Source organism: Streptosporangium album, from assembly GCF_014203795.1.
Lineage (GTDB): Bacteria > Actinomycetota > Actinomycetes > Streptosporangiales > Streptosporangiaceae > Streptosporangium > Streptosporangium album.
On the sequence record NZ_JACHJU010000002.1, the window covers coordinates 1,148,834 to 1,160,629 of the forward strand.

General features: G+C 69.0%; 14 protein-coding genes. 4 read left to right on the plus strand and 10 right to left on the minus strand.

From position 1 onward, the window contains the following. Positions 1-4: 4 nt before the first annotated feature. On the minus strand, positions 5-865 hold the full coding sequence (locus FHR32_RS29175; protein WP_312882749.1) for a fumarylacetoacetate hydrolase family protein: 861 nt from the start codon (positions 863-865) through the stop codon (positions 5-7). A gap of 135 nt (positions 866-1,000) precedes the next feature. Here FHR32_RS29175 and FHR32_RS29180 point away from each other — a divergent pair, with 135 nt between their 5' ends. The 4 genes from FHR32_RS29180 (at position 1,001) to FHR32_RS29195 (ending at position 4,001) form a co-directional block, all read left to right on the plus strand. Continuing rightward, entirely contained in the window at positions 1,001-2,302 is a 1,302-nt protein-coding gene (locus FHR32_RS29180) for an aspartate aminotransferase family protein (RefSeq protein WP_184757690.1), read from the plus strand. Then, positions 2,221-2,673, plus strand: a complete 453-nt coding sequence (locus tag FHR32_RS29185; protein WP_184757691.1) for a TLP1 C-terminal extension domain-containing protein — start codon at positions 2,221-2,223, stop codon at positions 2,671-2,673. Before FHR32_RS29180 ends, FHR32_RS29185 begins: the two co-directional genes overlap by 82 nt. Positions 2,674-2,714: 41 nt before the next feature. After that, positions 2,715-3,692 carry an acetylxylan esterase gene (locus FHR32_RS29190; protein ID WP_184757692.1) on the plus strand — a complete coding sequence of 326 codons (978 nt, stop codon included), beginning with the start codon at positions 2,715-2,717 and terminating at the stop codon, positions 3,690-3,692. Positions 3,693-3,818: 126 nt separating this feature from the next. Further along, positions 3,819-4,001: a hypothetical protein gene (locus tag FHR32_RS29195; protein WP_246467467.1), complete on the plus strand. Its 183-nt coding sequence runs from the start codon at positions 3,819-3,821 to the stop codon at positions 3,999-4,001. 135 nt (positions 4,002-4,136) lie between these two features. Here the strand turns inward: FHR32_RS29195 and mdcH are convergent, their stop codons facing one another. From mdcH to FHR32_RS29240, 9 genes are read right to left on the minus strand one after another with little or no spacing between them, the layout of a single operon-like run. Then, positions 4,137-5,093, minus strand: a complete 957-nt coding sequence (gene mdcH / locus FHR32_RS29200; RefSeq protein ID WP_184757693.1) for a malonate decarboxylase subunit epsilon — start codon at positions 5,091-5,093, stop codon at positions 4,137-4,139. Next, positions 5,090-5,692 carry a malonate decarboxylase holo-ACP synthase gene (locus tag FHR32_RS29205; protein ID WP_184757694.1) on the minus strand — a complete coding sequence of 201 codons (603 nt, stop codon included), beginning with the start codon at positions 5,690-5,692 and terminating at the stop codon, positions 5,090-5,092. Before FHR32_RS29205 ends, mdcH begins: the two co-directional genes overlap by 4 nt. A gap of 2 nt (positions 5,693-5,694) precedes the next feature. Continuing rightward, positions 5,695-6,501: a biotin-independent malonate decarboxylase subunit gamma gene (mdcE, locus tag FHR32_RS29210; RefSeq protein WP_184757695.1), complete on the minus strand. Its 807-nt coding sequence runs from the start codon at positions 6,499-6,501 to the stop codon at positions 5,695-5,697. Next, the gene (locus FHR32_RS29215; RefSeq protein WP_184757696.1) at positions 6,498-7,397 is read right to left on the minus strand and encodes a biotin-independent malonate decarboxylase subunit beta; all 900 of its coding nucleotides are present in this window, start codon (positions 7,395-7,397) and stop codon (positions 6,498-6,500) included. The genes mdcE and FHR32_RS29215 overlap by 4 nt, the downstream gene beginning before the upstream one ends. After that, complete coding sequence (locus FHR32_RS29220; RefSeq protein WP_184757697.1) at positions 7,394-7,687, minus strand: malonate decarboxylase subunit delta; 294 nt, start codon at positions 7,685-7,687, stop codon at positions 7,394-7,396. Before FHR32_RS29220 ends, FHR32_RS29215 begins: the two co-directional genes overlap by 4 nt. Beyond that, the gene (locus FHR32_RS29225; RefSeq protein WP_184757698.1) at positions 7,675-8,577 is read right to left on the minus strand and encodes a triphosphoribosyl-dephospho-CoA synthase; all 903 of its coding nucleotides are present in this window, start codon (positions 8,575-8,577) and stop codon (positions 7,675-7,677) included. The genes FHR32_RS29220 and FHR32_RS29225 overlap by 13 nt, the downstream gene beginning before the upstream one ends. Positions 8,578-8,584: 7 nt before the next feature. Further along, positions 8,585-10,264: a malonate decarboxylase subunit alpha gene (mdcA, locus tag FHR32_RS29230; protein ID WP_221466257.1), complete on the minus strand. Its 1,680-nt coding sequence runs from the start codon at positions 10,262-10,264 to the stop codon at positions 8,585-8,587. Positions 10,265-10,310: 46 nt separating this feature from the next. Further along, positions 10,311-10,787, minus strand: coding sequence for a RidA family protein (locus FHR32_RS29235; RefSeq protein ID WP_184757699.1), 477 nt, complete (start codon positions 10,785-10,787; stop codon positions 10,311-10,313). Positions 10,788-10,835: 48 nt separating this feature from the next. After that, a complete protein-coding gene (locus tag FHR32_RS29240) occupies positions 10,836-11,717 on the minus strand; it encodes an alpha/beta hydrolase (protein WP_221466258.1) in 882 nt (293 codons plus the stop codon). Between the last annotated feature and the right edge of the window lie 79 nt (positions 11,718-11,796).

Sequence of the window (11,796 nt, forward strand, 5' to 3'; positions counted from 1 at the left end):
CTATTTAGGCGGTCCTAAATGTAACCCTGTTGACCAGCGTTCCGACGCCGGCCACCGTGGCCCGCATGACGTCGCCCTCCTGGAGCGGGGCGATCCCGGCGATGGTGCCGGTCGCGATGAGGTCACCGGGCTCCAGTGTCATCCCGTCCGACAGGTCGGCGATCAGCTGGGGGATCCCGAACACCATCTGCTTGGTGTTCGCCCGCTGCCGCACCTGGCCGTCCACCTCCAGGCGGAGCTCGAGCGCCTGGGGATCGGGCACCTCGTCCATAGTGGCGAGATACGGCCCTGTGGGGGCGAAGGTGTCGAACCCCTTGGCCTGGTCCCACGGCACGTTGCGGTCGATGTTCGCCAGCTGCAGGTCGCGGGCCGTCATGTCGTTGATCACCGTGTAGCCGGCCACGGCCTCCTGCCAGCGCTCGGCCGGCAGGTCGCGGGTCGTCGATCCGATGACGACGGCCAGCTCGACCTCGTGCTCCAGGTGCTTCGTACGCGCCGGGGCCTCGACGGGGCGGTTGTGGCCGGTCAGCGCCGACGGCGGCTTGAAGAACAGCACCGGCACGGGTGGCACCTCCAGCCCGCTCTCTTCGGCGTGCTCCAGGTAGTTGAGCGCCAGGCAGCAGATCTTGGTGCAGGTGGCCACCGGCGGCTCGAAGAACACCGACGACTCCTCGAGCAGCGCCGGAGCGGTGGTCCAGAGCCGGTCCACCTCCTCGGTGAGCCGCTCGAGCCCGTACGTGTTCAGCAGGGCCACCGGATCGGCGGGCCCGTCGAGGCCGGACAGGCTGAGAAGCTCGCCGCCCTCGCGCCAGGCCACTACTTCGACTTGGTCGGCGGGGATCCGCCGGATACGCCCGAGATACACGGCATTCCTTCCTGAGGGTTGTGCCTCAGCTCACCAGCTCGGCCTGGGCCTCACAAGAACCCATCCTTGCGATGACGACCTCTCCCTTGCGCTCTTCCTTGTCCGCGGTGGGCGGTGCGTCCTTTGATGGTCGTCATGACCCGCAATCTGGACGTCAGCCGCGACCTCTACTCCACCGCGCAGCAGTACCTGGCTGGAGGGGTCTCCAGCGACGCTCGCCGCACCACCGGCGTCCCGCTCTACGTGGACCGCGCGCAGGGCGCGCACCTCTGGGACGTGGACGGCAACGCCTACATCGACTACATCCTGGGCCAGGGCCCCGCGCTGCTGGGCCACTGCCCGCCCGAGGTGGTCGAGGCCATCTCGGCCCAGGCCGCGCGCGGCCTGGTCTACTCGGCCCAGCACGCCGCGGAGGTGCGGGTGGCCGAGCGGCTGTGCGCGATGGTGCCCTCGGCCGAACGGGTCCGCTTCAACACCGTCGGCTCCGAGGCGGTCCACGCCGCCCTCCGGCTCGCGCGTGGCTTCACCGGCCGCTCCAAGATCCTCAAGTTCGAGGGCCACTACCACGGCTGGCTGGACCCCGTCCTCTACAGCGTGCACCCCGCCCTGGAGCTGGCCGGCCCGGCCGACGCGCCCGTCGCGGTCCCCGGTACGGCGGGGCAGCAGCAGGGCCATGCCGAGGACCTCATCCTCTGCCCGTGGAACGATCTCGAGGCCCTGACCCGCCTGATGGACCGGCACGGTGCCGAGATCGCCGCAGTGATCACCGAGCCGGTGCTCTGCAACACCGGGGCGATCCTGCCGGACCCCGGCTACCTCGAAGCCGTACGGAAGCTCTGCGACCAGCACGGCAGCCTGCTCGTCTTCGACGAGATCATCACCGGCTTCCGGCTCGCGCCCGGCGGCGCGCAGGAGTACCTCGGGATCGCCCCGGACCTGTCGGTGTTCGGCAAGGCCATGGCCGGCGGCATGCAGGTTTCGGCCCTGGTCGGCAAGGCGTCCGTCATGGACCACATCTCGACGGGGAAGGTCGCCCACGCGGGCACGTTCAACTCCCAGCCCGTCGGCATCGCGGCGGCCGAGGCGACGCTGCGCATCCTCGACGAGCAGCGGGACGAGGTCTACGGCACGCTGTTCGCCCGGGGCGCGGCGCTGATGGAGGGCATCAGGGACGCGGCCGCCAAGGCGGGTGTGCCGCTGCTCGTGGACGGTCCCGGGCCGGTGTTCCAGACCTACTTCACAGACGCCGAGTCCGTGCGTGACTATCGCGGGTTCGCCGCGACCGACCGGGCGATGATGGCCCGGCTGCACACGGAGCTACTCGACCGCGGAGTCAACATGGTGCCACGTGGCCTGTGGTTCCTGTCCACCGCGCACACCGAGGCGGACATCGCCGCCACCGTCGACGCCTTCGCCGGGGCGCTCCGCGCTCTCTGATCGCTGGGCGATGTACCGCGCGCTCCGGGTGGCGCTCGGACGGCAGCGCAGCGCTGCAGGCCGAGATCGGTGCCGGGCCCGCCGTCGAGCAGGCCGTCCAGGCCGATGGATGGGGCACGATCGAGACCTACACCGTCAAGTACGGACACGGCGACCGCACCGGCATCGTGATCGGTCGGCTGGAGGCCGACGGCCGCCGCTTTCTGGCGATGACCGCCGAGCGCGTCCAGCAGGGCGCTGTCGACGACGGTGGCGAGGGCGCCGGAGTCGAACCGCCGCTGGAAGACGCTGGCCGCGTACGGCCCGCCGTCCCGCTCGGCGAGGGCGATATCGAGCGCCTTGAGGACGACTGCGACCGGGGCACCGGATAGCGTTTCCCCTTATCCATGGATCACCGACATCGGAGCCCCCTATGCCCCTGTTCGATCTGCCGCTTGAGCGACTGCGCGAGTACCGTCCCGAGCGAGACGAGCCCGCCGATTTCGACGACTTCTGGGCGCGGACCCTCGCCGAGGCCGCCGCGCTCGACCTGGCCCCCGTCTTCACGCCGTACGAGATCCCGCTGCCGGCGGTGGAGGTCTTCGACGTCTCCTTCGCCGGCTGGGACGGTCACCGGATCAACGGCTGGTTCGTGGTCCCGAAGGCGGACGGGCCGGTGCCGTGTGTGGTGCAGTACATCGGCTACAGCGGTGGGCGGGGCTTCCCGCACGACCACCTGGCCTGGCCCGCCGCGGGCTACGCGGTCCTGGTGGTCGACACCCGGGGCCAGGGCGGCGCGAACATCAACGCGCCCGGAGCCACGGCCGACCCGCACGGCGGCGGCTCGCCGCAGGCGCCCGGCATGATGACCCGGGGCATCCTGGCCCCCGAGGACTACTACTACCGGCGCGTGTTCACCGACGCGGTCCGGGCCGTCGACGTGGCGGCGGCGCACCCGGCGGTGGACGGCGGACGGATCGTGGTGTCCGGCGGCAGCCAGGGCGGCGGCATCGCCCAGGCGGTCGCCGCACTGCGCGGGGAGGTCCGGGCGGCGCTGGTCGACGTGCCGTTCCTGACCCACTTCCGGCGGGCCGTGGAGATCACCGGTCGGGACCCGTACCAGGAGATCGTCCGTTTCCTGGCGACCCAGCGGGGCAGCGCCGACCAGGTGTTCCGCACCCTGTCGTACTTCGACGGGCTCAACTTCGCCGCCCGCGGCCGGGTGCCGGCTCTGTACTCGGTGGCGCTGATGGACGACGTGTGCCCGCCGTCCACGGTGTTCGCCGCTTACAACCACTGGCAGGGCCCCAAGGAGATCGCCGTCTGGCCGTGGAACAACCACGAGGGCGGCGGCGGCTTCCAGAAGGAGGAGCAGTTCCGCTACCTGCACAAACTCCTGTCGGACAGGTAGCGGATCCGTGTCTTTCGCGGGCGACTGCAGGACGACGTTCCCGGGGCCGCCCGCTCCGCCGCGTACCCCTCCCCGGTCCTGAACCGCTGCCCCTGCACCGCGCCGTCCGCGATCCTCGCCGCGATCGTGCTCCGCGTCGTGGCCGCGGCCCTCGCGCTCGGTTCCGTCGCGAAGATCTTCGCCGACCGGTCGCCCCGCTACGACCTCATTCTCGACATCGCGGGCAACCGCCCGCTGTCTCGCCTGCGACGGGCCCTCACTCCCCGCGGGACCCTCGTCATCATGGGCGGCGAGGGAGGCGGGCGCTGACTGGGCGGCGTTGACCGTCGGCTCCGGGCGCCTCCGGGCCAAAAGGCGGGCCCGACCTCTGACTTGAGATCAGACCCGTCCTGTGAGGGTTGGCTATCCGGAATCGAGTTACCTGGGTAACTGGACAGCCCCTTTTCATCCGGTCCCTCGGCGGGTAGGCGGGCGAGTCGGGAGGTGGGCGCGGCGGGTGAGTAGTGCCGCGTCGGCGATGCTGGTGTCGGCGAGGGTGATGACACGGGCGTGTGGGTGGGCGGCTTGGGCGATCCGGGCGAGGACGTGTCCGGGGGGTGTTTGGATGAACAGGGTTGTGCCGAGTTCGCCGAGCAGGGCGGTGCCGTCGCGCCATTTCACCGTGGTGGCGATGCTGCGGGCGAGATCGTTGAGGACGGCGTCGGTGTCGTGGAGGAGGCGACCTGTGGCGTCGCCGAGGTAGGGGACGGTGAGATGGCGCTGGGGGATCTTGGCGAGGTGGTCTGCCATGGCGTCGGCGACGCGGTCGAGCAGCGGGCAGTGTGAGGGGACGCTGATGTCCAGGTGCTGTACGCGCCGGGCGCCGGCCTGGGCGGCTGTCGCGGCGAGGCGTTCCAGGGCGCGGGTGCTGCCGGCGACCACAATCTGCTGGTCGGTGTCGATAACGGCCACGTAGGCCGGGTCGTCGTCGGTGGTGATTGACTCGACCACGCGCCGGACCTGGGGAACGGTCAGCCCGAGGACAGCGGCCATGCCGTATCCGGAGGGGTATGCGTCACGCATCAGTTCGCCGCGGTGGTGCACGGCCGCGAGAGCTTCGGCGAAGGTCAGGGTCCCGGCGGCGACGGCGGCGGGGAATGCTCCGGAGGAGTGCCCGGCCACGGCATCGGGAGTGGCGCCTTCGTCGGCGAGGGCGCGGGTCGCGGCGACTCCGGCGATGCAGAGCGCGACTTGTGCGGTGACGGTGGATTTCAACGCCTCTGCAGTGTCCTGCTGAGACGAGCCGGGCAGGATCTGCTCCGCTTCGGTGAGGGTCGCGGTGACGGCTGGGTGGTCGGGCAGGCCATGGAGCATCCCGGGTCGCTGGGTGCCTTGGCCGGGGTACAAGAATGCGACCCTCATGCGGGGGCCCACGGGTCGTTCACCAGTTCCGGGCCGTGGTCGGTGCGGGCCATGACAGGACCGTCGGGGCGGGCCCATTCGGTGAGACCGACCCCACCGGAGGGAGTCTCCAGTTGGCAGTCGACTGTGCTGGGGAGAGTGGCGAAGGCGGTTACCAGCCGCGCGGCCCGGGCCCGCTCCAGTCTGCGCGGTGTCCGTATCAGCAGGTCCAGGTCGCTTCCAGGGTGGGTGGTCGGCTGCCCGGTAGCCAGTTCGAAGCCGACACTGCCGATCGGGCCCCACGCGGTATCGCCTTCCAACTCGGTCGCCAGCCGCAGGGCGATGGCGGAGAGGGCGGTGGCGAGCCGGGGGAGGCGGGGCCGCCGTTCTTTCAATTCTTCGGGTGGCACGGAGCGGGTGACCGTGTCGGTGGGAACGAGGGCGGCATGGCGCTGCCATCGCTCGGGTCCGCGTACACCTACCGGGATGAAGCCGGCTGGGTGCGATGCCCGCCGTACGACGCCCCAGGGGCAGGCGGCAAGCGACGCGGAGGCCCAGTCCGGGAGCGTGTCTTCGAGCGCGGCAGCCCCGGTGAGCCACAGCAGATCGTGTGGGCGCACGGTTACTGCCATTGGGCGGCAAGCGCTTCGTGGATGCGGCGGGAGGCGGCCCGGGTTTGCTGAGCTCCGGGCGAGGTGAGGCGGTTGCTCAGGTCGCGGGGGCCGCGGCGGGCCCGTTCGATGGCGGCGGTGAGCGCGCCTTTTGTCCTCTGAACGTCCCCGTCGGTCGGGTCGTTGGCGTTCTCGACGTCCAGGAGTTCGTCGCACAGGCCGAGCTTCGCCCAGTCGGTGACGTTGTAGGACAGCGGGGGGATGCTCCGTGCCAGCTCGTCGAGCTCGTCGACGGTCCGGAGGGTCACCTCTGCGGCGGCTACTTTGTGCATGGCGTGAATCACCACGTCAGGGTCGTTGAGTGCCAGCATCTGGTTGGCCTGTGAACCATGTGCGAGTAGTCCGCCGGACAGCGCCGTTCCGACGATGAGTGTGATCACAGGGTGTCCGGCGGTGCGAGCGGAGGCGTAGGCGTCCACGGCGGTGGCCAGAGCGTGGTGGATGCCGAGCATCTCTTCGATGCGCCCGTAGGCCTGGCTGGGGACGTCGACAACGGCGACGATCGGGCGGCGGCGATCATCGGGCAGATGTGCGTCCTTGGTGACGACTTCGGTCACCGTCTCGGCGAGCGTGAGCCCTTCGCGGAGGCCGATCTCACCCTTGCGGGCTCGGTGGTAAGGGCTCTGCGGGTCGGGTACGACGGCGATCAGGCGGGCGGTGTCGCCGCCCAGCGTGGCGTCTGCCGTGATCACAGACGGGACCACGTTGCTTACGTCGCCGTCGGCGAGCGCTTGTGTCCAGTTCTGGCCGCGACTCATCGCCTGTCTCCCTTCGGCGGTACGGCCTTCGCCCAGAGCGCCGCGAGGTCGGTCGGCTGCGGCGGATTGGCCGGGTCGACGGCTTCGAGGCGGGCCCGCAGCTCGCCGATTCGCTGGGAGCGGTGTTTGTCGGGCACGCCGTGTCCTACGGCGTCGATCACGGCGGATCGCACGGCGGTGACGTCGTCGAGGACGAGCACGTCGGCCAGAGCGGTCTTGGTGCGCTGCGTGCCGCCATCGATCGACCAGATCAGCGTGTGGTCGGAGGCGTCGAACTCGGCGAGGCCGGCCTCGGACTCGATCACTTCGGGACCGTCGAGTCCGAGACGGCTTTCTCTGGTCATGATCAGTCTGGTGCACAGCCCGGCGGCGATGCTCATGCCGCCGAAGCAGCCCAGCGTTCCGGCGATGACGCCGATGACGGGCTGAAGGGCGCGCAACTCCAGCAGCGCGGAGCACACCTCCGCGATCGTGGCCAGGCCCAGATTGGCCTCCTGCAGGCGTACGCCTCCGGTCTCCAACAGCAGGACCGCGACCGTCGGGGTGCCGTTGCGGTTGTCACTGGCGGCCAGGGACAGTGCGGCAGCGATCTTCGCGCCGGAGACCTCACCGATGCCACCGCCCTGAAAAGCCTGTTCGATGGCGATCACGACCGCGGGTCGCCGGTCGAGCTCTCCCTTGACCACGACAACGCCGTCATCGGACTCCGGGACGATGCCCTGGGGTTCCAGCCAGGGCGACTCGATCCGGTCGAAGGGACCACACAGCTCGCGAGCGGTGCCGTTGTCGGGCAGCGCGGTGGCGCGCGCTCGGGCGCCCAGCTCTATGAAGCTGGTGCGGGCGAGCAGCGCGGTCCAGTCCGTGTGCGTGTCCTCTGGATTCGCTGCGGAGGTCATGTCTTACTCTCCTCGATGGCTTGCCGCAGGCGCAGGGTGACCACGCCGGGTGTTGCTCCGAAGTCGTTGAGTTCGAAGCTTCCGGCGACACCGTGGCGGGCGAAGAACCGCTCCAACACGGCTCGCCACACCGTGTCGAATCCGTCAACGCTGGTGCGTACGCGCACTCGGGCGATGCCGGTCGACTCCGGGGTCATCAAGACCTCCAGATCCCCTGAGCCGACCACCCCGACGTGCGCTTGCCGGCCAGACAGCCGGCCGGCGGCGAACTCGTAGTTCAGCGTTTGCACGCGAGCACCTTCCGTTCGGCTCGGGCAACGTGCTCTGGCCACGGCACCATGTCGAGGAAGAGCGCGGCGGACAGCAGGTCGGCGCTCCCGCCCGGCGACAACCGCCGTGCTTGGAGCCGCTCGTCCAGCTCGATGAGGGTGGCATGGCCGGAGTCCGTACCTGCGCCCCCCTCGGCCAGGACACGCTCGGCACCGGACCGTACGATGCGCAGGCCTTCAAGGCCGCCACGGTGCAGGACGCAGGTGTCGTCCAGAAGGCTCATCACCTCCAGCAACGTGTCCAACCGGGCCACCTCTTCGGCAAGCCCGGCCGTCCTGGCCCGGCGCAGCCGCGGTAAGGCGACCTCGACGACGTGGGGGAAGGCGGCCTCGGCCTCGCTGCGAGCACCGCGCACCCCATATCGCTGCCGGGCCCGCTCGCCATGGGAGACCACCCCTGGTGGGACGTGCCGGTCGGGAAGGGTGGCCAGCCGAGCCGCGTGGCGGGCGGCCTCCCGCTCGTCGTCGGCGTCGGCGGCGGCGGCGACCAGCAGCCCGAGCGTCCACAGCGCCCCGCGGTGCGTGTTCACCCCCCGTGTGATCCGCAGCATGGTCGCCTCGCCCACGCGGCCGAGACGGCCCAACTCTTCTCGAAGCTCGACCCCGACGGCCATTCGCCCCGCCACGTCGGCGATGGACCAGAACGTGGGGCGTAGCGCCTCGGCCGAAGCCAGGAGAAGCGGCAGATCCATGTCGTCGTGTGCGCCGCCTCCACGGCGGTCGACCAGGCCAGGCTTGGGGCTCAGCTGTGCCTCCTCGCGGAGCGCCCGGACGGCCATGTCGGCGAGCAGGGCCGCCGACAGCTTCGACCTTCGTGCCCTTGCCGGAGGTCCGGTACTTATGACGATCATCGGCGGATCACCAGGTCCGGAACTGGGCGGGCGGATCGTACAAGCCTCCGGACCAGGCGACGAGATCTTCGATGCTGCGGGCCGCCAGCAAGGAGCGGTCCGCCTTGCGGACGTCGACCTTGAGGTCCTCGGGCAGTGCGACCAAACCTTCGCGGCGCAGCTTTTCCACGCGCCGCTCGTCCATGTTACGGCCAACCGGGGTGGCGCCTGCGACCGCGGCCACCGCGTCACGCCGATCGGCCAGGCTGGTGGCCTTGTAGAGATAGGCCACTCCCTCTTCGGTCACCACGTGGCTGACATCGTCACCGTAGATCATGATCGGTGGGATGGGCATGCCGGCGTCCTTGCCCACCTGGACGGCGTCCAGTGACTCCACGAACGCCGGAGCGCCGCCGGAGCGGAAGGTCTGCGTGATCTGCACCACGAGTTTGCGTCCCCGCAGCGCGGGGGCCTCGCCGGTCAGCAGGCTCAGCCATGCGGGGGAGGCGTGCCTGCGGCCGTGTGGATCGTGTCCCATGTTGGGCGCTCCACCGAAACCGGCCAGGCGGCCCTCGGTAACCGTCGAGGAGTTCGCGCAGGCGTCGATCTGCAGCGACGACCCGATGAACATGTCCACGGCGTACTGGCCCGCGAGCTGGCAGAGCACCCGGTTCGATCGAAGCGATCCGTCGCCACCGGTGAAGAACACGTCCGGGCGGGCGGCGACGTAGCGCTCCGTGCCGGGTTCCCCGCCGAAGCAGTGCACCGACTCAACCCAGCCGCTCTCGATGGCGGGAATGAGCGTCGGATGCGGGTTGAGCGTCCAGTGCTTGCAGATCTTCCCGCGCAGGCCCAGTTCCTCACCGTAGGTGGGCAGGATGAGTTCGATCGTCGCGGTGTCGAAGCCGATCCCGTGATTCAGCGTGGTCACCCCGTGCCGCTCGTAGATCCCGCGCAGTGCCATCATGGCCATCAAAATCTCCACCTGGCCGATGTGGCGGGGATCCCGGGTGAACAGCGGCTTCAGCGCGAACGGCTGGGGACTCTCCACGATCAGGTCCACCCAGTCGCCGGGGATGTCCACCCGGGGAACCTTGTCCACCAGTTCGTTGACCTGGACCAGTACCACACCGTCGTGGAATGCGGCCGCCTCGGCGATGGTCGGAGTGTCTTCCGTGTTGGGGCCGGTGTACAGGTTTCCCTCGCGGTCGGCCTGCTCGGCGCAGAGCAGCACGACGTCCGGAATGAGGTCGACGAACATCCGCGCGTACAACTCGACATAGGTGTGAATCGCTCCGATCTCGACCTTGCCATCGGCAAGCAACTGCGCCATGCGCACGCTTTGCTCACCGGCGTAGGCGAAATCGAGACGGCGGGCCACGCCGCGCTCGAAAACGTCCAAATGCTCACGCAGGCTGATCGAGGAAATCAACATATGCAGGTCATGCACCACATTCGGATCACATCCGGCCAACGCCCCGGCGAGGAAATCCGCCTGTTTCTGGTTGTCGCCCTCCAGGGCCACCCGGTCGCCCGGATGGAGTAACACCTGCAGGGCATCACGCATCCGTCCGGCGTCCAGCACTCGGCCCGAGGCGAAGGACCGCACCGCCTCCAACCGCTCCCGCTTCGCAGTCCGCCGCTGCGTCCAGTCCCGGGTGACCGCCTCCCCGAATGCCATCGCCTGCCCCCGATTACGTGCGTTCACTGAGGTCAGGATTCCTGGAAATATGGGGAAATTAACTCAAACAGAGCTAAAATAGTGCAGCGGGTAGTCGGGGTCTGAGAACAACGGACGCCAAAGCGGCGACAAAAAATTCCGTTTGCCGGGTGTCGCCGCCATGGGCGGCCCGCCCGTGGCGATGCTCCACGTCTATCTCGACGAGCTTGCGGTCCAGCGTCGAGCCGACGGTGGTCCGCACCGGGTAGGGGCTGGGCAGCGCTTGTTCGTAGACGGCGTTGTAGGCGTCGTAGTCGCGGTGCAGGTCGGCGAGGTGCGTTGTCACCTTAACGACGTCGGAGAAATCGAGGCCTTGCGCGGCGAGCAGGGCGCTGAGGTTTCGCAGTACCTGTTGTGTCTGCTCGGTGATGGTGTCACCGACGACCTCCCCGGTGGCGGGGTCGTGCGGTCCCGTGCCGGCGGTGTAGAGAAACCCGTTGGCGATGATGGCCTGCGAGTACGCGCCCCCTGGCGCGGGTGCGCCGCTGGTGCGGATCTGTTCTCTAGTCATGGCTTCCTGTCCAGAAAGGGTGGACATCACTATCGTGAGCTGGGCCGCCTATCGTACGGAGCAGATTGCGGATCCGATTACCGACGTCACCGTATCTGGATGCGATATCAAGGTCAGGTGGGAGCCGCCGTGGAACTCGGTGATTTTCGAGTGCGCCCGGTGGGCCATGGACAGCTCTGAGGACGGGGTGATGATCCGGTCGCCGGTGCTGATGAAGTACCAGGAGGGGATCGTCTTCCACGCTGCGGCCTTCGACGGTGTCGTGAACGCGCTGGTCGAGGCGGGTCGCTGAGAGGCCCACAGGCGGATGGCGGTGTTCTGGGGTAGGTCCGAGGCAAATGAACGGACAAAGGTGTTCTGCTTGAGGTAGAGGTCTGTCGCTCCCTTGGGTGCTCCCGGGTAGGGCACCATGTCGTAGAGGGACTGAGGATTTTTGTTGAGGGCGGAGTCGGAGCCGCTGAGCCGGCCGGTGGTCTCACCGACATCGGGCGCCGCAGCGTCGACGTACACGAGGGCCTTGACGTTCGGAATGCCCGCAGCGGCGTTCGTGATCACAGAGCCTCCGTAGGAGTGTCCGGCGAGCACGATCGGGCCGGAAATGGTCTTCAGGAAGTCGGCGACGGACGCAGCGTCGGTGGTGAGGTTCCGGAGCGGATTCGCTATGGCCCGCACGACATAACCTGCTCGTTGCAGAGAGTCCACCTCGCCGTTCCAGCTCGAAGTGTCGGCCCAGGCGCCGTGCACCAGGACGACCGTGGGCTTGGAGCGGCCCGGCGATTGACAGGGCAACGGCCGGCTCGTGAGTGTGGATGACGCACGCGTCGCCGTAGCCGCCGGGGCGTTGGTCATCGACAACGCCACCGCCGACGTGGCGATCACTACTGCGGGTGCGATCACCTTGAGCCGTCGCCCGGTGTGTGCAGGTTTCATCGAAAACCTCCAGCGTGGAGACCCCGGGCTTTGGCCCTGGGGAGGAAACGCGGCACGGTGCCGCACGGTTTAAATCGAA